Origin of the sequence: Flagellimonas okinawensis (assembly GCF_029194005.1) — a bacterium.
Taxonomy (GTDB): Bacteria; Bacteroidota; Bacteroidia; order Flavobacteriales; family Flavobacteriaceae; genus Flagellimonas; species Flagellimonas okinawensis.
This window is the reverse complement of the sequence record NZ_JARFVA010000003.1, coordinates 284,929-309,350: the sequence shown is the minus strand read 5'-3', so window position 1 is coordinate 309,350 and position 24,422 is coordinate 284,929. Positions and strand designations below refer to the sequence as shown.

The window sequence follows — 24,422 nt, the reverse complement described above, 5'->3', positions numbered from 1 at the left end:
TAATTTTTTTGTTTTTAGTTGATAGATTTAAAAAGGGCAAAAAAGGAAATGCCGGAAAAAGTTAATTTTTCCAATCCCCTGGACAACAGGGTTGAATTCCCAATAAAGGGAGAGGTAATTAAAGGGTAGGCGGAATGAACTTATCCGGCTGGTTTCTGAATACCAGATAATGAAAACTCAGGATTCTGCAATTCTTTCTCTCGTGGAGCTTGACGTTCATCGGTGCAAAGGTAAGTAAAACCGTCTATAAATCCCAATAATACTGGGGTTTAAGATTTTAATAACGTTTGTAAAGCCATAGTTCATGTTGCTTTACGTGGATGTTGAAACTATTTCTTTGCACCAAAAAAAGTCTGAAATTCTCCTCAAGGTTAGATGGTCAATACCTGTTACCCCTGTAGCTATCGAACATTGGATACAAATCACCTTGCCCTGCATGATGATTACATCGAGTAATGTTTACGTCAGTTATTGATTTCTGAAATCACATAGATGAAACCTTTACCCAACTCTGTCCCTGCCATCTTGGCCCTGTTTTTAAATCTTCATATGTTTTGTTTTGTACTATTTTTGATTATCAGCAATATAGGGGTTCGATGAAGAAGAGCTTTGCTCAAACGATAAGATGTTTGACTGTATCAAAAAATAGGTCCAAATAAATTAGATAGGGCACTTGGACTGTAAATAAATATAGAAATTCTTTGGATTTAGCTGTCCGGTGATTGTGGGAGCAAATGGTTCAAAACAAAAAAGCTCCGATTTCTCGGAGCTTTTTGCGGTCTGGACGGGACTCGAACTTTTTACCAGAAGAGCCGATTTTTCAGGGCTTCCGAGAGGGGTAAAATCAAGAGGCACCGAATTGCTCACCTTTTAACAAATTTTAACCTTTTTAACATTAAAAATGATGGATTTTAGTGTAAAATGAAGTTTTGGTTTCAATAAGGCTAGGATTACTATTTCTGTGTTGTAAATGTGTATTTTTTAATTCCATTTTATGGCATAGATTTTTCATTCTTTTTTTGGACCTTTAAAGCAACTCTTTTTAAACCCACCATTCTTCCAAATATCCTAACACATTAAGTATTCTTGAATTTGATTTTCTCTATTAGGTCATTGAAATATTCAGGCCCCCAAATATTTAAAACTTCATCATTTTTAATAAACCTTACGACATCCTCCTTGATACTTTTAAAAGAAACGGATTCGATTTTTTTTATGGAGCAATTCCATGATATCCTCGGGTGAAATGCTGTCTTCTTTCCAGTTACCCGTATCTTTGGCTCTAGCCAAAAAGTGATCGGTATCCAGATCAATACCCTTTTTAATGTACCATTCCAGATTATACCAATCCCTTCCCTTTACCCTATCTTTCCACTTTCTGAAAAGTAGGGCATGGACTTTCCCTGCAAATAGGCTGGGTTTAGTGTAACATTTCACATAAAAGGAAAATGGACGAAGTAGCAGCTTTTCTTCGGTGCTGAAATGTAAAGGGGGCATTCGGCCCACTTCTATTTTTATTTTTAAGGTCTTGTTGGAACGGACCCCGGTTTCCTTGATGATGTCCTCCAACACAATTTCTTGCCATATGGTTTCAGCTTTCAAGAAAGCGGAGTCGATCGAGGAATTTTCAGCTTTTTGTTTTTCCTTTATGCTGACATTGAGCCCCAATGATTTGAATTCATCCACAATGGCTTTGAAATAGGGCTCAATGGAAAAATTGGGATCAGGTTGTAGTAGGGAGAAATCCAAATCCTCTGAAAATCGATCAAGGCCATAAAAGATTCGCAGGGCGGTTCCCCCATAAAAAGCGGCCTTTTCGTAAAAATCTGATAGACCTGCCAGGGTAATTTCCTGCATGATTTCACGCAATGCGGACAGTACCTCTTCTTCATTTTTTGGGCCATATTCAGCAATCCATTCTTTGATCATAAGGCAACTAGGGTTTGGATGAGGGTTTTTAAGCTATTTTTTTTGGTGCATTTTCTATCCATGCTTCCATGGCCTGCGTATCCAATGTACGCAGTACTTCGATGTCCATTCGGAAATCTTCCAATAACAATACTCTGGTTTGACTGATACTTCTAAGATTGATACCTGCGGTCAGGACAATTTTGTCGCATATGGCCTTCTCCGGAGAAGCAATAATGATAGTTTGTTTATTGGAGTAAGCTACACTTTTTAGGCCATATGAATAATAAGGAGTTTTTAAGTGTCGGTAACTGAACCGCCCAACAGGGATTTTATAGGTTTTGGAGGTTTTTAGGGTTACGGAACTTATTTCATAGGAGCGCTCCGGAATGATGTTCCAATAAAACAAAGCAGATTCCAATGACACATAACTTGGCCCTCTTAGGTGATTGGCTATCAAAAAAGGCTCGGGTGACGGCAGGTCTATTTTGGGGCCTATGACATAAAGACCTCTTCTAATGGAAATAAGTTCCTTGTTTTTGATCAATCCACTGATTTTGTCGTTCGGACTTTGATACTCATGTAGTAGCCCCAGAATCAGGTGTCTTGATATTGGGCCTTCGGCATATTCCTTTACTAATGCTCTAAAATCCATATTGATGTTTTTTCACATGATAATCGGATTATTTCCGATTATATGCTTAAATTATTACAATGACTTAAAGGGGGAGTCCTTGATCTTGATATTTCCTCTTTCGTGCGAAACATAAGGGATTCACGATAAGCAATTCTATTTTTTGAGAATTGTACAACCTTTCTGTACAAGGGGTCGATTTGTGGTAGTGTTGAAAAAGAAAAAAATTTCATTAAAAACAAAGGGGAACTATTTAATTTAATCATTGTTCCTAAGGCCAGGACTTTTATACCAAATATGATATGGGAAATGCAGGTAACTACAAGAATCTTATTATTATCCTTTTAAGAACTGAAATGCGTCAAACGCCAGTAAAAATGATGCGTAGTGAGGTTGATGGACACTGAAGTTTGTTCAAAAGGTCAATGGTCTATAAGAAAGGAAAACCATCGTCAAGATATTGAAACCTGACCCTAAAATGTTTTTAAGTATTCAAGAAACTTGAGCCTGAAACCTGGAACTCACGCCCTTTTATCCAAAAAACAATCTTTTCGGGCAATTTTTTATAGCGAAAATGAAGTAGGAGTGACCTCCAAAGCATCGTGCCTAGTATATTGTCTTAATAAATAGTGTACATACATAATCATCAGTGCGGTGAAAAGATATTCGTTGAAGTAGTTGTCGGCAGGGTGCGAACTGGGTTGGTACACTTTAAAGGAAACGAGATAGTTCAAAAGGGTCAGGATGCCTAAAAGGGCCATATACTTTAATCTTGAAAAACAAGCAACATAGGTCTTATAGGAGAGCAACAAGGAAATTTCCATGGAACAATATTGTCCCATTATGGGCCATAAAAAGATAAGTGGAAGGGAGAACAACCTGGCTTCCCTTGCCAAAGCCCCCACGAGAACGGCAACGGTGTTTACGGAACAGCTCAGCACAAATGCCCGGACAAACTTTTTCTCTGTCTTCTTGGGGGCATGGCCAATTGGACCGAAGATGAAGTAAACGAACATCCCCAAGGTCAAGACGATAGAGATCAAAGTTTCGATAGAGCTTTGGGCATCCCTGAAATTTTCCTTAATAGAAAGCAACCTGTCCTGAAATTCCATTTGTGTCGGTATCCATAGACCATTCCATTCCATAAAAAATACAAGGAACGCCGCATAGATCAGTATGGGCGAGCCGATCAAAAGGTAATCCAATAAGTGTTCCGAGGAATAGAGTCTGTGACCTTTAGGGTGAAGGTCCGGAAGAAAGGCCAAAAGACCCGGAATCAAAAAAGCTGTGTTCTCCCGGGCTATCATCGCAGCTGTGAACCAAAGTACGTAACCCATCCATTGTCTTCTAAGGAAACAGGTCATACCTGCAAAGAGCAAGCAGTACTGCAACGGTTCATCATAACTGAAGATAGGTGGAAAAAAGGCGAACAACACCGAAAATGACAAGAAGAAAAAAATGATGTTCATAATGCCTTTTACATATCCAGAACCCATTTCCCTTGAAAAACGGAACAACAATACCCCAGCTAGGAACAATAAGAAAAAATTGACCCATACAAAGGCCTTGCCCAAAGTGATCCCTAAGCCGTTTGACACCTGTTCCACCAATAAGGTGGTCAATGGCCTTCGGGCAAAGGGGGCAAATTCCTTATGATAAGTTATCTGTGAAGTAAGGAACCCGTTTGAAATCACATCGTTTTTTTCGTTGAGCATACTGTCGACCTCGACCAACATGTGGACTTTAAAAATCAAAAAAGAAAGTCCAGCACTTATCAAGTAGGGAAGAAGGAGTCTGAATATTTTCAAAGAACGTTTTCCAAAAGGATTGGTGCCATCACCAATCTTGGGCATAAAGTTCTTTAAAAGGTACATACGCCAGATGCAAGGTTGATTATATGAAGTGTCATTGGTTTTGCGATATGTATATCCAATAGCTTTTGCTGAATTTAAGGAATCTGGGAGAGATTTAAAAGAAGAACTATAATTCAGTAAGCAGGGCCAGAAGTTTTTTATCAAACTTCACCACATTACTGCGGCCACACCATTGTTCGTCGCCTTGGTGATTATCGAGTTTTCCGATGTCCTCTTTGCGTTGGACAGTGTTCCCGCCAACTTGGCCATTGCCTCGGATCCCTTTTTGGTCTTCAGTTCCAATATGTTTGCCATTTTGGGACTCCAATCGATGAACTTTTTCCTTTCCACATGATCAACAGGTTCCACCACCTCAAATATAGTCAGGTGGCAATATTGGGCTTTGTCGTGGTCAAGTTGATACTCGCACATCATTATAGCTTTCCAGAATGGGCTTCCTTGGGGTTTATTGTCCTGTCGCTGGCCATTGTGATTTTGGCTTCGTCCAGAAAGGAAAAGGAATGAACCACACATGATGGGCAATATTGGGAACCCTTGGCACAACCGGTCTTAGCTAAAAAGCCGCTTTACTTTCCTATCGGCCATTAGGACCACGGAACAAATAACGATAAGAAAAAGGACTGCCCCAAGGACAACATGTGAAAGAGAGAGGGAGTGATGGTAATACCTGCTCAGGCCATATCCTGTAATACTACCGTAGAGGACTATAGCATGCAGGATATAAATGGCCAATGTGTTTTGCCCAATATCATTAATGATCTTGTGGTTTAAAATATTTCTCAAAAAAATGAATAGCGCAAAGACCACAAGGACCACGCCCAAACGGGCAAAAAGATAACTGTCGTCAAGTGCACTATGAAAAAAACGGATTTCAGTCAAGCTTACTAGGTCCCTTATTGACTCATAGGATTGGAAGATCAATAGGATGCCGATGGACAGGATGATCAAAAATGCTTTGGGGTAGAACCCCTTTTTGGTGAGATTGGATTGGAAAAACCCCGAAATGCACCCACCTGCCGTTGCAAAACCAAACCAAGGCACCATGGTAAAAACGGAACCATTTTCCCGTGTGATATAATTGGAGAACCAGTCGGGCAGGAAACTGTACTCCCATTGGCCCAAGGTGCCATTGGAGAGGAAGAGCAAGATGGTAATGGAGCCCAAAAAGATTTGAAATACGTATTTGCTGAACTTATGGGTGGTCAAATAAAGGACAATGATCAAGATCATAGAGAGTCCCAAACATTGTAGGACATGGACAATATCAAAACTGGTATTGATCGAGCCTTTCAACAATAGGCCGAACTTGATCTGCAACACATAACCGATGAGAATGAGCAGGCCACCTCTTTTGAATCCTTTCTTAATACGGGGATTTGCCCATCCTTTTTCATAGTGCTTGAAGAGCAAATAGGTGAATATGAATCCCGATACGGTAAAGAAAACGGGTGCTGTCACTCCCCTGAGATAAGCCCAGACGAAATAGGTCGCACCTCCATCTTCCCGATAGCTTTCCATCAATAATGCGGACACAAAGTGTCCCTGAAGCATCATCAAAATGGCCCAGGCACGAAGCGCATCTATAAAATATAGTCGCTCAGGATCGGATTTCTCAGTAAACTTTCCAGGTTCAGTGTTGTTTTGCTCCAATGGTTCGGCAAGGATTGAGTGAAAAGGGGCACTATTGATTCTTATGTACGGAATAAACCTGACCATGGATCGTGGTAATCCCGTTTGTTTGAAAAATATACCTTTAGGATACCAACTGTTTAAATGGGCTTTGGGACAGTTTACCGCATAAAAAAACCATCATTTAGAGATGGTTTTTATTGTTCTTGGATTCTAGAATCTAATTGATCAATAATTCGACATTTACGGCGTTCATGCCCTTCTGGCCTCTTTCCATTGTATATTTCACCTTATCGTTTTCACGGATTTTATCTATGAGACCAGTTTGGTGCACAAAAACATCATCATTGGAATCATTGGGCTGAATAAAACCAAAACCCTTTGCTTCGTTAAAAAATTTTACTGTTCCTTCTTGCATTACTTTATGTTTAAAATTAATATTCTATTCAATGTTTGTTTTTATTATCACTCCTCTTTCAGGTATGAACAGGTTGTACCTTTCCTAACTTTCGTAAAACTCCAACATGGTCGATAATGGCGGCGATAAATGTTCTTTTTGTATTATAAGGAATCCCAAATTCCTTGGCAGTATCCGCTACGATACCAGATATTTTTCTGTAATGGATATGACAGACATTGGGCAATAGATGATGCTCCACCTGATAGTTCAACCCGCCAATCAGCCATGAAAATATCCTGCTTTTGGGAGAAAAATTAGTTGTTGTGGCCAGTTGGTGGTCTGCCCAGTCACTTGAAATTACCCCATCTTCATTAGGCAGTGGAAATTCCGTATTTGGCATGATGTGCGCCACTTGAAATACGATGCTTATCAGTAGACCTGTAACAAAATGCATGCTGAGAAAAGCTAGGACGATGATCCATGGGGACAGAGGTACAACCAACAAGGGTATGATCAAGGCATACGAAAAGTATATCAACTTCCACCCAACAATCTTCATGAGTGCATTCCTGTAACCATTTTTTTTGTTGAAAAATCCCATTTTCCGATACCGATCAAGTCTTATGAAATCTTTGGTGGTTATCCAAGAGACCGTGGATAGGCCATAAAAGAACCATACATACAAGTATTGGAATCTATGCAGGCCATTTTTTTTGGCATGTGGGGAAAACCGAAGGAAAAAAGGAGCGTTAATGTCATCGTCGGCCCCCTCTATATTGGTATAGGTATGATGGAGTACATTGTGTTGGATTTTCCAAACAGCGGCATTACCACCTATAAGGTTCATGGTGTACCCAAGATATGTGTTCACTTTTTGGTTTTTGGAGTAAGATCCATGGATGGCATCGTGCATAATGCCCATTCCTATTCCCGCCATTCCTATTCCACTTATTATATAAAGACCAAAAAGTAGCAAGGGAGTGGTAACCATCCCTATGTTTATGAAAATCAAGGGGGCAAAATAAACAGTGAGCATGACCATGGTCTTCAAAACCATACTTTTGTTGGCATGCCTACTGATATTGTTCGTTTTAAAATAGGTGCTGACCCGGTTTCTTAGGGTTTTTGAAAAATCAGAATTTGAATTTTTTGAAAATCTTGGCTTGTTAATGCCATTAATTGCGGTTTGGTGTTGCTCACGCATGTGATATAAAGGGATAATTGATAAGCGCAATTGGCTTGGGCATGTTGAAGAATTATCCAAATATGGGGACCCTTACATAATTGTCCGACTCCATAAAGGCGTCACCATCCTTAACGTTTGGCTTAAAATATTTGACTACGTTATAAATTAAAAAGAAGAGAGCTGAAAATGAATTGAAAATCTGCGAAGACTAAATTGACTTGGGCTTTCTGAATTTTAACCTCACAAACTTACCATTTATCTGGGCAGTATTCCCCAATAATGTGTTAATTATTGAAAATAAGTATTTTAGGAAACGAAACTATTGAAAGGTTGAATTGCCATTTCAAAGGCAATTAGAATCGAAAAAACGATCGTGCACTATGAAAGTAGAACCATTCCTTATCATAAAATAAACTGGGCAAACGGGTTTAGTTCCAATTTAAATCCTTTCCTTTACAGCGCATCACGGGTTATGGACGATGATTGCTCCAATCCTTAAATAAAAAGATAGCCCTCCCTTTTTCCCATTTACAATTCACAAAGGGCCACCTCTTAGTTATTTTTTGCTTGAACCAATATTCACATTTTTAAGACCAGACCAAACAGGTCAAAGTCCAAAATTTTGTATATGCCAGGGAATCCGCTATATCCCTGAAAAAGAGTCCAATGTGTAAATATTGGCCCTTAATGGTAGGATTTAAATAATAAGTAATGACAAGAAAATATGCTGATAATTAAGATAGTTCCAGGCGAGAACATAGAAAGGGCCTTAAAAAGGTATAGGAACAAGGTGAGGAACACCCAACAGTTGAAACGTATCAGGGACAATCAGGAGTTTACCAAAAAATCCGAGGAGAGAAGGGAGGGCCTGAAAAAGGCAATCCATAGAAAGGAATATTTAAAAAAGAATGAGGAGTGATTTTATGGACAAAGATTTAAACCTAGCCGTCTTAATAGACGGTGACAATATCCCTTCCAAATATGTGAAGGAAATGTTGGAAGAGATTGCCAAATATGGGAATCCAAGTATCAAAAGAATCTATGGGGATTGGACAAAGCCAAGTTTGACAAAATGGAAAGATGTCCTTCTAAAAAATGCCATTACCCCTGTGCAACAATATGGGTATACCACCGGTAAGAATTCAACGGACAGTGCCATGATCATTGATGCTATGGATATACTCTATTCTGGAAAGGTGAATGGTTTTTCCCTGGTCTCCAGTGACAGTGATTTTACACGACTGGCCATACGGCTGAGAGAGGCTGGGATGACAGTTTTTGGTATTGGAGAGCGAAAGACCCCAGATCCTTTTATCGTTTCATGCGACAAGTTCATATACCTTGAGATACTTCATAAGACCCATGTGGGAGAGTCCAATACTCCTGAGAAAAATGATAAAAACAAGATTGATAAAATCACCCCAAAGGTTATTGATCTTATACTTTCCACCATTGCCGATGTGGAGGATGAGGAAGGTTGGGCGTTCTTAGGTGAGGTAGGCACATTGTTGCAAAAGAAACAACCCAATTTTGATGCAAGGAATTATGGTTTCAAAAAGTTGACCCCTTTGGTCAAATCCATCGGTCAAATCGAAATAGGGTCTAGAAAAAATCCAAAGGGCAATGGAAACTTGATTTATGTAAGGACGATGGCCTAATGAAAAACAAAACCTATGAGATCTCTTACCATATCAAAGCAAATAACAACACGGGATACCCTTTCCCTGAACAAGTATCTTAGTGATATAAGTCGAATTCCAATGGTAACCGAAGAGGAAGAGGTTGATCTGGCCGTTCGCATAAGGCAAGGAGATAACGAAGCTTTAGAAAAGTTGGTGTCCGCCAATTTACGATTTGTTGTGTCCGTAGCGAAACAGTACCAATCAAGGGGTCTAAATTTACATGACCTCATCAATGAAGGGAATGTTGGGCTGGTCAGAGCAGCATCCAAATTTGATGAGACGCGTGGTTTCAAGTTCATTTCCTATGCAGTATGGTGGATACGTCAAGGAATAATACAGGCGCTTACGGAAAAATCAAGGATGGTCAGATTGCCCTTGAACAAAATAAATGTAATCAACAAGATAAACAGCATCTCTTCCCATTTCGAACAAATGCATCAGAGGCCACCAACAGCAGAAGAAATATCTGAACTGATCGATTTCTCACTATCGGAGATTCAGATATGCTTAAAGCACTCTTCCTGGCCCCTTTCAATGGATGAGCCATTGGGGGTTGGGGATGGAGGATTGAACTTACATGACGTGATGCGTTCCGATGGGTTTGTTAGCCCAGAACAAAAGCTGATCGATCAATCATTACAATTGGAAATTGATGGTGTTTTGGATATTTTATCTTATCGCGAAGCTTTTGTGATTAAGATGTACTTTGGGATAGGAGCAGAAGATTCCATGGGATTGGAAGAAATTGCTTTTAATTTGGACCTTACAAAAGAGAGGGTCAGACAAATAAAAGTAAATGCCTTGGCCAGGTTAAGAAGCTCCTCTAGAATTGAAATTTTGAAGCAGTATTTGGAATGATCCTTTATTTTAACTTTAGACTGTTTTCTTTATTCAATACACTTTTCTATGAATAATCTTTTCTCACCGATCCTTTAACTTATTTCCTTGAACAATAACTAAGTTAATCGCATGCTTTAAGCAGTTGATGGTTTAAAAATACTTCTTACGCAGCCAAAAGGCGACCCGGACCAATAAGATCAGGGCGGGGACTTCCACCAAGGGTCCTATGACCCCGGCAAAGGCCTGGCCGGAATCCAGTCCGAAAACGGCAATGGCCACGGCAATGGCGAGCTCAAAATTGTTCCCGGCAGCCGTAAAGGCCACAGAGGCGGTCTTATCGTATTCGGCACCCATGGCCTTACTGAAAAAGAACCCGATGATGAACATCAGGGTAAAGTACACCAAAAGGGGAATGGCGATCACCACAACGTCCATGGGAATCTCCACGATAAGCTCCCCTTTGAGGGAGAACATGATCACGATGGTGAACAACAGGGCGACCAAGGTCATGGGGGAAATGGCGGGTATGAACTTTTGGGCATACCACTGTTCCCCTTTGATGCGGACCAATAGCGTTCGGCTAAGGATGCCCATAAGGAAGGGGATACCCAGATAAATGGCCACACTCTCCGCTATGGTACTAATGGAGATGTCCACTATGGCCCCTTCAAAGCCAAAATACGGGGGCAAAACAGTAATGAAAATCCACGCATAGAAACTATAGGCAAACACTTGGAAGATACTGTTCAGGGCCACCAGCCCCGCTCCATATTCCGCACTGCCCTCGGCCAGATCGTTCCATACCAGTACCATGGCAATGCAACGGGCCAATCCTATCAATATCAACCCGACCATATACTCTGGATAGTCGCTCAAAAAGAGGATGGCCAGAATGAACATCAACACGGGGCCGATGATCCAGTTGAGCACCAGGGAAATGGCCACTATCTTGGTGTTCTTGAACACCTTGGGCAATAGTCTATAATCCACTTTTGCCAAAGGTGGGTACATCATCAGGATGAGACCTATGGCAATGGGTATGTTGGTGGTGCCACTGTTGAACGAATTGATGATGTCAGGGAAGGATGGGAAAAGGTAACCGATACCGACCCCTACCGCCATGGCGATAAAGATCCAAAGGGTAAGGTTCCTGTCCAAAAAGCTCAATTTTTTTACTGCCATGTGTTATGATTTGATCAGTGAAAATACATACCAAAGTTCTGTTGCGATCTGTACGCTTCGTTCAAGGTATTTCTCGGCCTGTTGCGGGGAATTGTCAAAGGCCTTGGGGTCCTCAAAGGTGATGGGGGTCCGCTTTTCCGCACCGGGCACAAAGGGACAGGCCTCATTGGCCGAATCACAGGTCATGATGGCCCCAAAGCCGGAACTTGGGTTGAAGGCATTGTCCATTTTTTTGGAGAACCCGATCACTGGATGGGCATTTTCCGCAAATTTGATGGCATAAGCGGGATTTTGTCCCTCTGAAAGCTGCTGGATCTGGAACCCTTGTTTTCCCAAGGTTTCCGCCACCATCGGGAACAGGGCCGTGGCCTCGGTGCCCCCCGAATAGCAGAACACGTTCTTGATGTTGAAATGGCACGCCATGGTCTGTGCCCATATCTGGGACAGGTGGCTCCTCCTGGAATTGTGGGTGCAAATGAAATTCAAACGTATTTCTTGATCTTCCAAGACTTTCGACTGGATGAAACCGGCAAGGGGATCAAGGATTTCCCTACGCTCCGGGGAAATGGCATCCTGTTTCAAGGTTGCGATGAATCCCGCTATTTCAGGGAACAAACTAGTGGTCATTTTCATGGTTTGGATTTATGGTTTAACAACAATTACCGTCAGGAGAACAGCAGGGCTCGTTGGTCAATTGGGACAGTCTTACCTTTGGTTTTTTTTCGGGGACCCCACACTGGTCCTTGGCAAGACAGTCGGTCATCTTGGTGGTCAACAGAAAATGACCGTCATCAAAGGCAAGGCCATATTTCCCAATAGTGGTACCCTGGTACTCCACTTCGACTTCCAAGGAATCCGCTATGCCCAACACCTTTTGGGACAGTTCGATGATATGTACCAACTTTTCGGGATGCAGCCTGTGGTCATAGTCATCGGCCTCCCACAGTTGGAAGCTGACCACCTCCTCATTGCGCACGGTTCCCCCGCAGTCGATAAAGTGTTTGTGGATCTTCCCCACTTCGGTGACATGGAAATGTCCGGGGACCATTTCCCCGGCGGGCAATTGGAAACCAAGGGTCTTCAATTGGGACAGCACTTCTTTTACTTCTGATAATTTCATGGATTGTTTGTTTTAGCTTTGATAATGGCATCGACCTTCGTGGCGACATAGATCATCTCCCCCGCGATAACGGCCTTGTTTTCAAAAAGGATCTCCGCATTTCGGTCCGTCAGCCCATCCTGGACATATACCTTGATACTGCTGTCCTCGTCCAAATCCAAGGATTCAAGGGCCTTTCTGTTGATGGTCCAACTATCGGAGCCATAGCGTACCGAATACGTAAACAGGGATTCGCCCTGTGCATTGGTGACCCTGAACCCATCGTTCTTCAATAGGGCCAGGCCGGCAAGGGTCTCGTTGGCGGTATCCAGACCTGCGGATTCTACCTTGAACTTGTCATTTAATCCGTAATACATAAGACCTGTCCTGAGCCAGATCATGGCCAATTGGCCCATATCGTCATTGGTCTGGTCCACAAATACAACGGTATAAGAGGTCTCCCCCATATTGGACACCATCCTGGCGGCAAGTTGGTCCAAAAGCTGGATCTTTTCTTTCGGTATCTGGGGAAAAACGGTCTTCAGTTCCTTTACGGTGCGTTGGATCTTTCCCCTTAGTTTCTGGGAATGTGTGGTCAATGGAAGGCACAGCAACAGCAGTGCCATGGTTCGGATCATTTTTGTTTTCATGGTTTCTTTTTTATGGTTTTAGTTTATTTGTTAATCGCAATAAAACGATTAATTAGTTCAAAAAAATACTAACAGCACTCTTGGTCCAGTTCGATCCCCTGATCCAGGAATGCCTTGAACTTATCCTTCATTTCGTTCCAGTTGGCCACATTGACACAGTAACAGACACTAGTACCCTCCACATCGCCCTTGATCAGTCCCATGTTCCGAAGTTCCTTCAAGTGCTGGGAAACGGTGGGCTGTGCCAATCCAATTTCGTCCACAAGGTCACCGCAGACACACGCCTTGACCTTGAAGAGGTGCTGCAATATGGCAATCCGGGCGGGATGGGCAAATACCTTCCCGATGAGGGCGAGCTCATTCTGGTTTTCGGTAAATATTTCGGTCTTGGCCAGTCCCATATTAATTATTTAATCGCAATAATACGATATATTTTTGACCGTTGCAAGAAGGTTCTAAATAATGGCCGCAATATGGGACTATTGCAATACCTTGAAAAGGTATCCCTGTAGATACACCGATTTTTAGGGGAGGTTTTCTTCAAAACCAATATCGTTGACAAGCCACTTTTTTAAACGGTTTTTACTATTTATGATGTTCATTTTCCCAATCCTTGATATAAGTATCTAAATTGAGCAATTGATAATTTATCCTTTCTGGATGAAAGTTTTGGATATCATATTCGCCATCAATAGCAACATGTTTGTTATTTACCCATTCTTTTAGTTCTTTATGTTCCGGATGTTTGAACGCTGAAGATTTCGAAACGAACCTAAGTAGTCTTGTTGTTTACCGACACTGAAATTACCTACCCCTTCTATATCCTGATGCTTTTCGTATTTTTTGATCACCACCTTGTCTTTTACGCCCCGGAATGCAAAAACGGGCATGGTATACTACCTTTGCTGGAAAAAATGGCCACCGTAAAACAAAAGTAGGACACCGACCAATACATGGTTATAATGTAATATTGGATGGTTCATATTTGCCCTTTTTCAGTGGTTCCAATGGTCTGCCCCATCCAATGCAACCTACACTACATGACAATATGTATCCAAATACTCTTACGGGTGCTGTTCATCACATGGAATCATTTATGGGTGCATTTATTTTTCAGTCCTCCCGCCTTTGGGCCAGTGATTTAAAGGCTTTTTAGTCGCTTCATGACAAAACATCTATTTATTTAAATATCAGAAATTTGCGAATGATTAAATAAAGCACAAAAAAATACGATGTGATCGTATTTCGACTACCTTTGATACGAAATTTATGTGCTCCCAAGGGTAGGGGCGAAAACTCCCAACAAAGTTATTTTTTGGATTCGGGCTTTGGAATCTCTGGAGATCTATACCAAAAGTATCCTTATGGATAAGGAACCGAACCCATTACTGATCTTCACGGTCTTTATTGGATTGCCACGGAAGTAACCGCTCCTTGGAGTAAATGGGAGTAGTTTACATCAGTGGGGAGTTTATCGGCATAGAAGGCCGGCCAATAACGTTAAATACCAACAACTGACAAAAATTCGAAGAAAAAGGCGTGTATGGAGTAGACAGAAACATTTTTTACAGATCACATGCGGACCATTGTTATAATCCCCGCTAAAAGCGACCGATCTTGAGGTGATATAGTTTTCGGTGAGACCCATTACAAAAACCTATTAAAATTTACCGAAAAATGAGAAAGCCCTTTTTACTGTTTACCTTCCTTGTCATCCTAATAACCATATCCAAAGTCCTTGAAAAACATGGGCCTACGACAGTATTGGAATACTCTGGTGTTATATCCGTCGGGTTGCCGGTGAAAAATGGAGCAGATCCCAACCTTTCCAATAAAGTGACTGAAGCGGACCCTTATTTTCTCGCAAAGAACGAACCAAATGGGAATGATGAATGTGCCAGTTTTCATTCGAGCATCTTTGTGAACTTTGCCCTTGATCAAGATCTGTAAGCTTTCAGATTGGATTTGAGGGAGATGTGAATATCGGTTTTAATTATAGTTGACATGGAAACACCATTGGATTTAATCGCCCCGGAAATGAAGAGAAGGCACCCATCATCTGGGCATTTGGCCCATGCACACCAGATTGCAGAAGCCATTTCCGTCCCTTCCTGTAAAACAATGTTCAGGGGCAGGCTCATTGTTTCCGATAATGACGAACTATTCTTTGAAAGATATAAGGGCGAGTTTGTCTATATCTTCAAATATGGTGTGGTCTGTACCTATAATGCCGGCCCGGAGGAAAGGGAGAAGGTGATAGATGAGGTCCTGCCCCATTGCAAAAATCCGCTGGAGACCAGACTAGTGGAAAAAATAGAGATATGTGTGGGCAATAAGGAGGACAAGATCACTTATGATAAGGTCAATCTTGCCAAGTTCCATGTGGATGCACTCCGGTTGATCATGCTCCATGTATCCCAATCCATTGCGTTGAACAGATATGCCTGGATATCAGGGGAAATTTTGGCGGATACCGAAAAGCACACCTCCAATCTGGAAGTGAACGGCCGGTTGAGCATTGGAGGGACAAAGCTTAAAAAATACATTGGCAGGGTACTCAATGTGAAAAACAGGATTTCAGAGAACCTCTATATTTTCGATTCGCCAGAAGCAACTTGGGAAGATGGGGAACTGAACAAACTCGATCAGCACCTTAAGGCCACTTTTGATCTTAAGAATAGATATAGGAGCATACACGACCAGTTAGAGATCATCAAGGATAACCTGGATCTCTTTAAGGAGATTACCTTTCATCGCGAGAACAACCGGTTGGAATGGGTGATCATTATCCTCATCCTTGTCGAGGTCATGGACCTGCTGCTTATAAAGTTCATCAATTAAACCTTTTATATGGAAGTAGTAAACCTTTTGGAATACAACGAACACAAAAATAGGATTGCCCATTTTGCGTCCATCGTCAGATTGGTCACGAAGGATGGCTCGGTGGACCCTCAAGAAGAAAAAGTGATCCGCAGACTGTCCGAGAAAATGGATATTAAACCAGAGGATTATCGACGTATAGTGGCGCACCCCGAAAAATACGTCCCAACCCCCGCCAAGGGTGTTGAGGAAAGGCTGGAAGGCATTTATACCCTGTTCAGGACCGTTTATACAGAACATTATATGAATGACCAAGAACAGAAATTGGTGCTAAGATATGCCGTTGAACTGGGCTATTCCGAGGAAAAGGCAAAAGAAATCTTGGAGAATTCGGTGAGGATATTTACCAGCAAATTGAGCAGTAAGGAATATCGCATGTTGATTCAGGGTTGATCTTTAAACGAAATAGCGCTCCCAAGTATAATTAGGTCAAAAAAGGGTATGATGACAAAAAAGAAGGAAGATTCATTTGAAGAGATATTCTCCGATTTCCATTTTGATATAAAACGATGGAAATCGCTGATTGGCCATATGGAAAATGAGATTGTGTTCCTTGATCGTTTATTGGGCTCGGATGTTTTCGACACTGTGTCGACAGATACCATGAGGGAACAGAACCACTTGTACAAAAAAAGGATCAAGACCAAGAGGGATATGATTGTCGATATCAAATCGGAGGTGACCAACCATCATGGTCTGTTATTGGGAATGCCCAAAGGGAAGAACGCCGATAGGGACAACGTTTTTAGGGAACAACACGGCTCCCTGAAAGATCGTTTTGAAAAATTCTGTAAAGAATTCAATGATTTCAGGGCCAGGGTATTGCTTCAAACGGGAAGTGTTCTCTGACCTTGCAATATAATCCAGGATTGTAATCTTGACATCATTAATTGAGAGGGGCCATCAAGAATAGGGCCAATTAAAAAAAAATCCATTTTTGCACCACTTTATAGATAAAGTTTAAAACCAGCTGTTTTAATTATTATCGTTGGATGCAATAAGAGAAGAACGTTAAAAGCGTATTATTTAAGCCACCTCATTTACGGCTTTATATGGATGCTAACCAATAACATATTAGTAATTTGACCATACTTGATTGTGTCCGACGTTTTCACATGACCCTCTATTTTAAAAAATCTCTAAAACTATCTTTGTTGATCACTGTAATTTGGGCATCATAAGCGGTTTCAAAAGCTTTAGGAACTTTTACTTTACTTTTTGGATTCCACTTGATTTCAAACGCCTCTAGTTTTCCAGCCTCTTCTTCAACATAGTCAATCTCTTGTTGCGATACCGTTCTCCAAAAATAGCCTTTGGCCAGTGAACCAGTATATGAATTATGCTTTAAACGTTCGGCTATTAAAAAATTCTCCCAGAGGTTACCTTTATCTTGGCGAATTTCCATAGGATTCAAATCACCTATAATCATATTGCGAACACCAGTATCGTAGAAATAGATTTTTTGATTGGTCTTGATTTCGTTTCGTAAATTTTTACTGAAACTTGGGAGCTTGAATATTACATACGCCTGGCAAAGTAAATCAATGTATGTAGCTACTGTTTTTTTATCTATACCTAAGAGCTGTGACAATTCATTATAACTTACTTCGCCGCCTATTTGAAAGGCTAAGGCTCTTAATAGTTTTTCTAAAACCTCTGGTTTTCGAATGCCACCATAGCTTAGAATGTCTTTATATAAATAACTATCGGTAAGTTGTTTTAAGATTTCCTTTTCTGCTCCGAAATTATTGATGACATCTGGATACATTCCATAAATAACACGCAGTTCCAGCTGCTGTTCAGCTTTAAGATATCCTACATCGGATTCAAATTCTGTCCAAGATATAGGGTAGAGCTGATATTCCCATTTTCTGCCGGTAAGAGGCTCTTGGGTATGGTTGTTTAATTCAAAAGCCGATGAGCCGCTAACCAGTAGTTGAACTCCTTTAAGTTGATCGGTGATTAGCTTAAGCGTAAGTCCTATATTATCGATTCGTTGGGCCTCATCAATAAATACGGTCTTGAAATTACCAATAATATTTTTGAGTTGCTCTAAATTGGGACTGGAAAGTAGTTTTCGGACAGTAGGATCATCTCCGTTTAAAAACAGATGATCCTTATCCTCGAGCAATTTATTGAAAAGCGTAGTTTTACCTACTTGCCTTGGACCAATCAATAGAATAGCTTTACCTGTGCCAAAACGATTTTTTATTTTCTCTTCTAAACTTCTATTTATCATATTTAGGGATTGTATTCCCCAAATATAGTCATATTTAGGGATTATACTCCTTGATTATAAGCCGCTCTCTTAAATAGATCGATAGGTCTTTTATAGTCGATGAACTGATGTCTTCTTTCATGGTTAAAAGAATCAAAGTACACCGCCAATGATAGAAAAGGTTCAATACGGTCGCTTGGAGGGTTCAAGTATATCTTCTCGTATTTCACGCTTCTCAATAGCATTGCGACAAGGGTACGTTCAGTATGCCAAACCAGTGTTTCCATTAAAAATGCAGTTTATACCGGAAATTTTATGGTAACAGCAACATTGTATTTTTCCGCATTGATATTTTTTAATTCAAAACTGTAGTTCTTGCCAAAAGTGGATAGGACGGTCTTAGTATACCACCCGCGCCGGGTTAAAGAGAGCATGGCAAAAATTAAAATAAACTCTTTTATGACATAGTCTGAAACGGTTTTTTTGGATGGCTTAAAGAATTCCGTTTTCAGTGGTTCGCTTTGACCGTTTTTTGCACTATATCTCTTTTTACAGGTATATGTGGATTTATGAATTTTGTGGTTTTAACTTTGAGTGAAGCTTTTACATTCATCAATTATCAGGATAGGTGCTAAAACGGGAAGGTTGGATAAACCTGGCACTCCATAATGACCATTCGTTAATATGGTCTCTTCCATCCTAAAAAGCCATAGCCATGAATTCTCCCGAAAAACCAAAATTATCCAGAAAATTTGCGTAACTTCATAAGGAAACCTCCTGCCCGATTTTGATATCCACCTTCCCCCTACGGAACAGTATAAGAAAGTGGCTCCCTGATTTTTCGTCCAGTAAAAAATATAGAAGCCCATGAACCCATTCAATGTGACCCAAAAACTGATCGACCACCACCTTATTGAAGGCGAAGCCATCCCTGGAAGGGAAATAGGGATAAGGATCGACCAGGCCCTTTTACAGGATGCAACCGGAACCTTAGTCCAGCTTGAACTGGAAGCCATGGGCCTTAAAAGGGCTAAAACGGAAATAGCGGTCCAATATGTGGACCATAACCTGTTGCAAACCGACCATAAGAATGCGGACGACCATTTATTTCTTTATACGGCAGCTCAGCGGTTTGGTTTATGGTACAGCCGTCCCGGCAATGGTGTAAGCCACCCCGTCCACATGCAACGGTTCGGAATCCCCGGGAAAACACTGGTTGGTTCCGATAGCCACAGTTGTGCCGCTGGATCGCTTGGAATGCTCGCCATAGGAACGGGAGGACTTGATGTGGCGTCGGTGATTGCCGGGGAACCATATTATGTGAAAATGCCGCAGATCATGGGGGTGAAGCTTACAGGGAACCTTCCCGAGTGGGTCAGTGCCAAGGATATCGTCCTGGAAATGTTGCGGAGGTATGGGGTAAAAGGAGGTGTCGGCAAGATTATGGAATATTATGGTGACGGATTGAAAAACCTTAGTGCCATGGACAGGCATGTTATTGCCAATATGGGGGCGGAACTGGGTGCCACCAGTACGGTTTTTCCCAGTGACCATGAAACATATCGCTTTTTAAAGGCGCAGGGGAGACCTGGGGACTGGGTCGAAATCATTTCAGATAAGGATTGTAAATATGACCTAAACGAAGAAATTGTCCTGGATGGGTTGGAACCTTTAATTGCGCTGCCGTCCAGTCCGGGAAATGTGGTCCCCGTGAGAGAGGTGGCCGGAAGATCCGTTGGACAGGTCGTAATTGGATCATCTGCCAACCCCGGACTACGGGACTTTTGGATCGCTGGTCATATTGTTAAAAACAGAACGGTCAATAATGGGGTGTCCTTTGATATCAACCCGACGTCGAGACAGCTTATCCTGAATATGATCAAGAACCATAGTTTTGCAAATTTGATCAAGGCAGGGGCTAGGTTCCACCAATCAGGATGTATGGGCTGTATTGGGATGGGACAGGCTCCATCTTCAAATACCATAAGCTTGAGGACTATGCCAAGGAATTTTCCCAGCAGGTCGGGAACTGAAGATGACCAAGTGTACCTGTGCAGTCCTGAAACGGCAGCCGCATCAGCTTTGACAGGGAAAATTACCGATCCCAGGGATTTGGGGAAATTATTCGATATACCGTATCCTACCTATTCTAGCCCCGAAAAAGAGATCATAAATTCCGACCTTTTGGTGGCACCACTTGAAGATGGGTCTGGAGTTCAATTGGAGAAAGGCCCCAACATAAAGGAGCTACCGCATTTTTCACCTATGTCCGATCAATACAATATCCCTGTATTGTTAAAAATGGGGGATAATGTATCCACCGATGAAATTCTCAAAGCAGGAGCGGACGTGTTGCCATTTAGGAGCAACATCCCTGAAATCAGTAAATATACCTATTCAGTGATAGACCCCACTTTTTACGAAAGGGCAATCAAGGCCAAACCAATATATGGGGGGCATGTCGTCATAGCAGGCGAAAACTATGCCCAAGGGTCAAGTAGGGAACACGCTGCTTTGGCCCCAAAATATTTGGGGCAGGTATGTGTAATAGCCAAGTCCTATGCAAGGATTGCTTGGCAAAACCTGATAAACTTTGGTATACTCCCCCTTGAATTTATACATGAAGAGGACTATGATAATATAGAGCAAGGAAGTATGCTAAGTTTTGAAAACTTGCGAGCTGGTATCAAAAGCAGGATCGGGATCCCAATAAGGGCAACCAATGCGTCCGGACAACTGTTTGAATTTGAAGCGGTACATACCATGAGCGATCGACAGATGGAAGTACTTTTAAAAGGAGGGGTGATCAGCGATTTTCAAGAAAAATTAAAACACCGAACTGATTGAACCCCAATGGGAAGTACATCTGGCTCTTGACCAAAGGTTCTGGGCAAGGGCCCCATGATAAGATAACCAGAATGGTTTTCAAGATATAAATGTCCCTTTTAACGTTAACATTCCATACCATGATCGACACACAATTTTCAAAAATGATCTCCCATGACATAACGGAAAGATTGGCCTATGCGCCCAACGCCATATCCACCATCTCGGTGCTAAAGAAAAAAACGGGGGAGATCAAGGCAGTGTCCTTTGATGTGGGAATGGAACTAAAGGGCAAGGGGTCTACAAAATCCATATTTTTTGAGATCATAGAAGGTAAGGCTCAAATAACCATGGACGACGAAACGACCCTCTTGAAATTGGGGGACACCGTAGTTATCCCAAAGTTTACGGATTATTTGATTGTTGCGACACATAGGTTCAAAATGATATCCATAGATTTGAACATAACCCTGAAATGTTTGCGACTGAACAAAAAATCCACTGTAAACAAACTATACAAAGCGGGACAAACCGTCTATTCCAGTAAAAACCCAAAAAAGGCATTGATCGTCAGGGCATTCCTGAATAAAATATACTATTGCTATGTCAAGGATTCTCCGGATGATAAGGAAGAGGTGTATTTTGAAAGGGAATTGTCCCTTTGACTTTCTTGCACCTTATAAGGGTTATTTCCCATCACCTCAGTACACATGGAAAATCCATTGATCAAAGTTCCCATATCAATTGCTCCAAGGCAGTTTTTTTGATTGACAAGCCAAGGGGCATCCGTTGGGCATCCGGGCATTTGATGGCCGAAGTTTCCTTTGGCCCATCTTATTGCCCTTGGGCCAAAAAGGGGTAAAAGAAAGGTGTGGAAATTAGAGCGATTACTGCCACAATAATAGAAAAATCCCTATTTCTAGGGATTCTGCATGAACAAATCAAATAAATTCCATTTATTCCATACCATCAAATTCGTCAACCATAAAGAATTCTCTATCCGCGGTATTCGCAAACTGAATTCCCTTGCCCATGATATAATCCATGGTCCTATTGGCTACAGATATGGCAAATCCCTTTTCAGTGGACACCAATTTAAAAGTATCTGCAACCTGTTTGTCATATCGTAAGGCTATGACACTATTGTCACGTGGATTGGCATTGTTTGTGACGGTAATGAGTTTCGATACTTTGACAGGAGTATTTATCCTGTCTTTATCAACTTTTCCCATATCTGCAAGAGCAAACATGGTTTTGTAATTCCGGCTCTCTTGTACCGTAACGGAATAAGGCATTTTAACACCTTCTTTGATGTAGTTGAAGGTGTTGGTAGTGGTTGAGTTCAGGATCCCTGTCGGGCCATTTTGGGCGTGCGCCTGTATCATGGCAAGCAGTACTATCATACTCGCGATCTGTTTTAAATTTTTCATGTTTTCGTTATTAAAGGGTTATACTTGTTTTTTATTCAATGGGACCTGTACCAGGCCAGTGGCCAGTGTTGAAATGTTGGCTGTTCGGGATTGCTATGTTGTGGGGAGGTCTATACATTGCCGCGCCATAAAAAACCTACCCTGATTCTATTCTCGGGACCAAAGGGATATCCTTTATTTTTTACTCCCAGATATCTTCGAGAGTTCCATTGGGAACATGATCAAGGGAAGGGCAAGTGGATGACCATAGTGGAAGAACTATCGGGGGAGATCCATATGGGACTTGTTTTCTTAGGGCAATGGAGTGGTCAACCTTCTAGGATTTTCTTCTTTTCTTGGTACTCTTCCTTATTGATTTCCCCGGAGGCAAAGCGTTTTTTCAGTATATCACCCGGGGTGTCTTTCTTGGTTCTTTGTCCAGGAATTTTATAAGGTATGGCAAAAATCCAGAAAAGTAGGATGCCCCAAACGAACCACCATATAAAATGCATTCCCAAAAAATGATAACTGTTGTAATACATGGTGGCTTTATTTTGTTAAATGTGAACGCAGGAACCAAGCCATTTTTTCATGGGTAATCATAAGACTGGTAATGAAATCACTGCTGCCCGCATCATGAAAATCATCGGTAAACGATTTTATATGACCTCGTAAATCTATAATAATACGTTCATGATCGGCCAGTAGTTCTTTGATGAACCCCTGGCTATCGTTTCTCTCACTTTCTGACTCTGTCAGATGGGTCAAATTTAGATACGATTTTAACGTAGCCGGTGCATAGTGGCCAATGGAACGTATGCGTTCCGCGACGCTATCCATGATTTCATCCAATTGTTTAAATTGAAACTCAAAGAATTTATGCTTATCATAAAAATCGGCCCCTTCAACATGCCAATGGGCCTTTTTTGTCTTGATGTAAAGTACCGTTTCGTCCGCTAAATTTTTTGCCAATACCTTGGCAACTCCCTGTCGGTTGGTTTCGACCATCCCTGTCACTATTTTCATGATGTTCTGTTTTAATGTTATCCATTTTTTGTCCCGTTTCCCATGGCTTTTTCCAATGGTCAGGTCCAATATTGGAAATATCCGGGCTTCCTTGAACCCACTTCCGTTTCCATGCTCCAACCTTATCACTTCTGTTTTTTCCCAATCGAATGGGGAACCTTCAAATAGGGTTGGAGTCGTCAGGATTGGAATACATTACATATCCCTGTCGATGTAAGAGAAAACGGTGGAAGATAATTCCCCCACCATTTTGAAAGGGTTAAAGAACCAACAGGTAATCATATTCGACTGACAATTCATTTTTTACATCGCAGATACCACGAGCCTTCCATGCAATGCGGCCCGCTTCTTCTTTTTGATACCAAGAATTTACTTTTCCGCTCAATGTGACGGTTGTTCCGGATACGGATACATCGATATCACTGTCATCGATCGAACTTCTTCTCAGTGCACTTTCAATGGCACTCAGTTCAATTGTCCCGTTGCTTTCGGATTTGATCTTGATATTATTGCTCACACCTTTTACCCCTGAAAGACCATGTATGGCTATTTTTGCTGCTTCCCTTTGGTAATTCCAGGGCAGCTCACCCTCCAATATGACCCATCCATCCTCTACTTTCGCGGTCACCTTATCATTGGGAACATTGTGATTGGCCTTCAAGGCGTCCAAGACCTCGGTGGCGACTTCGGCATCCGTTTTTGCCCAATGGCTTGGAAACCTCACTTCAATATTTTCAACCAAGGCTTTCACGCCAATGACTTTTTTGGCCGCATCTTCCGCTTCCATTTTTTTTGTATAACTGTCCACCACGCCGGTCAAAGAAACAACACCATCCTTGGCTGTGACCCCAATTTCAGCTGCATGCAACAAAGGCTCCCATTTAATGGCATTCTGAACATCAACCTGTAATTCTGCATTCGTTTTCATAGGAATTATTTTTATGTTGTGAATGAATTTTCACAATGGCATAAAGGTCAT

The 24,422-nt window shown here is 41.5% G+C and carries 29 protein-coding genes; 11 read left to right on the top strand and 18 right to left on the bottom strand.

Annotation, left to right across the window (positions count from 1 at the left end):
* Positions 1 to 1,188: 1,188 nt before the first annotated feature.
* The 3 genes from PY091_RS10990 to PY091_RS10980 form a co-directional block, all read right to left on the bottom strand.
* A complete protein-coding gene (locus PY091_RS10990) occupies positions 1,189 to 1,929 on the bottom strand; it encodes a nucleotidyl transferase AbiEii/AbiGii toxin family protein (protein WP_275649702.1) in 741 nt (246 codons plus the stop codon).
* A gap of 28 nt (positions 1,930 to 1,957) precedes the next feature.
* Positions 1,958 to 2,563 carry a type IV toxin-antitoxin system AbiEi family antitoxin domain-containing protein gene (locus PY091_RS10985; protein WP_275649701.1) on the bottom strand — a complete coding sequence of 202 codons (606 nt, stop codon included), beginning with the start codon at positions 2,561 to 2,563 and terminating at the stop codon, positions 1,958 to 1,960.
* Positions 2,564 to 3,105: 542 nt separating this feature from the next.
* Positions 3,106 to 4,416 carry a hypothetical protein gene (locus tag PY091_RS10980; protein WP_275649700.1) on the bottom strand — a complete coding sequence of 437 codons (1,311 nt, stop codon included), beginning with the start codon at positions 4,414 to 4,416 and terminating at the stop codon, positions 3,106 to 3,108.
* Between the two features lie 187 nt (positions 4,417 to 4,603).
* Between PY091_RS10980 and PY091_RS18715 the strand changes: the two genes are divergently transcribed.
* A complete protein-coding gene (locus PY091_RS18715) occupies positions 4,604 to 4,750 on the top strand; it encodes a TerC family protein (protein ID WP_417957157.1) in 147 nt (48 codons plus the stop codon).
* Complete coding sequence (locus PY091_RS18710) at positions 4,747 to 4,920, top strand: hypothetical protein (protein ID WP_417957084.1); 174 nt, start codon at positions 4,747 to 4,749, stop codon at positions 4,918 to 4,920. The genes PY091_RS18715 and PY091_RS18710 overlap by 4 nt, the downstream gene beginning before the upstream one ends.
* Positions 4,921 to 4,965: 45 nt before the next feature.
* Here the strand turns inward: PY091_RS18710 and PY091_RS10970 are convergent, their stop codons facing one another.
* The 3 genes from PY091_RS10970 to PY091_RS10960 all read right to left on the bottom strand — a co-directional run bounded on the left by PY091_RS10970 (position 4,966) and on the right by PY091_RS10960 (position 7,649).
* A complete protein-coding gene (locus PY091_RS10970; protein WP_275649699.1) occupies positions 4,966 to 6,132 on the bottom strand; it encodes an acyltransferase family protein in 1,167 nt (388 codons plus the stop codon).
* A 133-nt stretch (positions 6,133 to 6,265) separates the two neighbouring features.
* Positions 6,266 to 6,463, bottom strand: coding sequence for a cold-shock protein (locus PY091_RS10965; protein WP_275649698.1), 198 nt, complete (start codon positions 6,461 to 6,463; stop codon positions 6,266 to 6,268).
* A 58-nt stretch (positions 6,464 to 6,521) separates the two neighbouring features.
* Entirely contained in the window at positions 6,522 to 7,649 is a 1,128-nt protein-coding gene (locus PY091_RS10960) for a fatty acid desaturase family protein (RefSeq protein WP_275649697.1), read from the bottom strand.
* 706 nt (positions 7,650 to 8,355) lie between these two features.
* On the opposite strand from PY091_RS10960, the gene PY091_RS10955 reads away from it, so the two are divergent.
* Genes PY091_RS10955 through PY091_RS10945 form a run of 3 tightly spaced genes read left to right on the top strand, consistent with a single transcriptional unit; the run spans position 8,356 to position 10,171 of the window.
* Positions 8,356 to 8,550: a small ribosomal subunit protein bS21 gene (locus PY091_RS10955; RefSeq protein ID WP_152132369.1), complete on the top strand. Its 195-nt coding sequence runs from the start codon at positions 8,356 to 8,358 to the stop codon at positions 8,548 to 8,550.
* 4 nt (positions 8,551 to 8,554) lie between these two features.
* A complete protein-coding gene (locus PY091_RS10950; protein ID WP_275649912.1) occupies positions 8,555 to 9,289 on the top strand; it encodes an NYN domain-containing protein in 735 nt (244 codons plus the stop codon).
* Between the two features lie 15 nt (positions 9,290 to 9,304).
* Complete coding sequence (locus PY091_RS10945) at positions 9,305 to 10,171, top strand: sigma-70 family RNA polymerase sigma factor (RefSeq protein ID WP_275649696.1); 867 nt, start codon at positions 9,305 to 9,307, stop codon at positions 10,169 to 10,171.
* A gap of 132 nt (positions 10,172 to 10,303) precedes the next feature.
* Here PY091_RS10945 and arsB read toward each other — a convergent pair whose 3' ends face one another.
* The 6 genes from arsB to PY091_RS10915 all read right to left on the bottom strand — a co-directional run bounded on the left by arsB (position 10,304) and on the right by PY091_RS10915 (position 13,974).
* Positions 10,304 to 11,335, bottom strand: coding sequence for an ACR3 family arsenite efflux transporter (arsB, locus tag PY091_RS10940; RefSeq protein ID WP_275649695.1), 1,032 nt, complete (start codon positions 11,333 to 11,335; stop codon positions 10,304 to 10,306).
* 3 nt (positions 11,336 to 11,338) lie between these two features.
* Positions 11,339 to 11,968: an arsenate-mycothiol transferase ArsC gene (locus PY091_RS10935; RefSeq protein ID WP_417957080.1), complete on the bottom strand. Its 630-nt coding sequence runs from the start codon at positions 11,966 to 11,968 to the stop codon at positions 11,339 to 11,341.
* A 16-nt stretch (positions 11,969 to 11,984) separates the two neighbouring features.
* Positions 11,985 to 12,455, bottom strand: a complete 471-nt coding sequence (locus PY091_RS10930; protein WP_275649694.1) for a DUF6428 family protein — start codon at positions 12,453 to 12,455, stop codon at positions 11,985 to 11,987.
* Positions 12,452 to 13,084, bottom strand: coding sequence for a hypothetical protein (locus PY091_RS10925; protein ID WP_275649693.1), 633 nt, complete (start codon positions 13,082 to 13,084; stop codon positions 12,452 to 12,454). Before PY091_RS10925 ends, PY091_RS10930 begins: the two co-directional genes overlap by 4 nt.
* 68 nt (positions 13,085 to 13,152) lie before the next feature.
* Positions 13,153 to 13,485: an ArsR/SmtB family transcription factor gene (locus tag PY091_RS10920; protein ID WP_036379071.1), complete on the bottom strand. Its 333-nt coding sequence runs from the start codon at positions 13,483 to 13,485 to the stop codon at positions 13,153 to 13,155.
* 321 nt (positions 13,486 to 13,806) lie between these two features.
* Positions 13,807 to 13,974 carry a hypothetical protein gene (locus tag PY091_RS10915; protein ID WP_275649692.1) on the bottom strand — a complete coding sequence of 56 codons (168 nt, stop codon included), beginning with the start codon at positions 13,972 to 13,974 and terminating at the stop codon, positions 13,807 to 13,809.
* Positions 13,975 to 14,761: 787 nt separating this feature from the next.
* Between PY091_RS10915 and PY091_RS10910 the strand changes: the two genes are divergently transcribed.
* The 4 genes from PY091_RS10910 to PY091_RS10895 are packed head-to-tail and all read left to right on the top strand — an operon-like array spanning position 14,762 to position 16,813.
* The gene (locus PY091_RS10910) at positions 14,762 to 15,034 is read left to right on the top strand and encodes a hypothetical protein (protein WP_275649691.1); all 273 of its coding nucleotides are present in this window, start codon (positions 14,762 to 14,764) and stop codon (positions 15,032 to 15,034) included.
* A 54-nt stretch (positions 15,035 to 15,088) separates the two neighbouring features.
* A complete protein-coding gene (locus PY091_RS10905; RefSeq protein ID WP_275649690.1) occupies positions 15,089 to 15,925 on the top strand; it encodes an RMD1 family protein in 837 nt (278 codons plus the stop codon).
* 9 nt (positions 15,926 to 15,934) lie between these two features.
* Positions 15,935 to 16,357, top strand: a complete 423-nt coding sequence (locus PY091_RS10900; RefSeq protein ID WP_275616205.1) for a hypothetical protein — start codon at positions 15,935 to 15,937, stop codon at positions 16,355 to 16,357.
* Positions 16,358 to 16,405: 48 nt separating this feature from the next.
* Positions 16,406 to 16,813 carry a hypothetical protein gene (locus PY091_RS10895; protein ID WP_275616204.1) on the top strand — a complete coding sequence of 136 codons (408 nt, stop codon included), beginning with the start codon at positions 16,406 to 16,408 and terminating at the stop codon, positions 16,811 to 16,813.
* Positions 16,814 to 17,087: 274 nt separating this feature from the next.
* On the opposite strand, the gene PY091_RS10890 is transcribed toward PY091_RS10895, so the two are convergent.
* Complete coding sequence (locus PY091_RS10890) at positions 17,088 to 18,203, bottom strand: ATP-binding protein (protein ID WP_275649689.1); 1,116 nt, start codon at positions 18,201 to 18,203, stop codon at positions 17,088 to 17,090.
* 41 nt (positions 18,204 to 18,244) lie between these two features.
* A complete protein-coding gene (locus tag PY091_RS10885) occupies positions 18,245 to 18,469 on the bottom strand; it encodes a hypothetical protein (protein ID WP_275649688.1) in 225 nt (74 codons plus the stop codon).
* A gap of 580 nt (positions 18,470 to 19,049) precedes the next feature.
* Here PY091_RS10885 and PY091_RS10880 point away from each other — a divergent pair.
* Together PY091_RS10880 and PY091_RS10875 are read left to right on the top strand one after the other, a co-directional pair.
* Positions 19,050 to 21,029, top strand: a complete 1,980-nt coding sequence (locus PY091_RS10880; RefSeq protein WP_275649687.1) for an aconitate hydratase — start codon at positions 19,050 to 19,052, stop codon at positions 21,027 to 21,029.
* Between the two features lie 119 nt (positions 21,030 to 21,148).
* Positions 21,149 to 21,673, top strand: a complete 525-nt coding sequence (locus PY091_RS10875) for a cupin domain-containing protein (protein ID WP_275649686.1) — start codon at positions 21,149 to 21,151, stop codon at positions 21,671 to 21,673.
* A gap of 291 nt (positions 21,674 to 21,964) precedes the next feature.
* On the opposite strand, the gene PY091_RS10870 is transcribed toward PY091_RS10875, so the two are convergent.
* The 4 genes from PY091_RS10870 to PY091_RS10855 form a co-directional block, all read right to left on the bottom strand.
* Positions 21,965 to 22,438: a hypothetical protein gene (locus tag PY091_RS10870; RefSeq protein ID WP_275649685.1), complete on the bottom strand. Its 474-nt coding sequence runs from the start codon at positions 22,436 to 22,438 to the stop codon at positions 21,965 to 21,967.
* Positions 22,439 to 22,746: 308 nt separating this feature from the next.
* Positions 22,747 to 22,959 (bottom strand): SHOCT domain-containing protein, encoded by a 213-nt coding sequence (locus tag PY091_RS10865; protein WP_275649684.1) that lies wholly within the window; start codon positions 22,957 to 22,959, stop codon positions 22,747 to 22,749.
* A 7-nt stretch (positions 22,960 to 22,966) separates the two neighbouring features.
* Positions 22,967 to 23,572, bottom strand: a complete 606-nt coding sequence (locus PY091_RS10860) for a Dps family protein (protein WP_313790385.1) — start codon at positions 23,570 to 23,572, stop codon at positions 22,967 to 22,969.
* Between the two features lie 130 nt (positions 23,573 to 23,702).
* Positions 23,703 to 24,371, bottom strand: a complete 669-nt coding sequence (locus tag PY091_RS10855; protein WP_275649683.1) for a BON domain-containing protein — start codon at positions 24,369 to 24,371, stop codon at positions 23,703 to 23,705.
* Between the last annotated feature and the right edge of the window lie 51 nt (positions 24,372 to 24,422).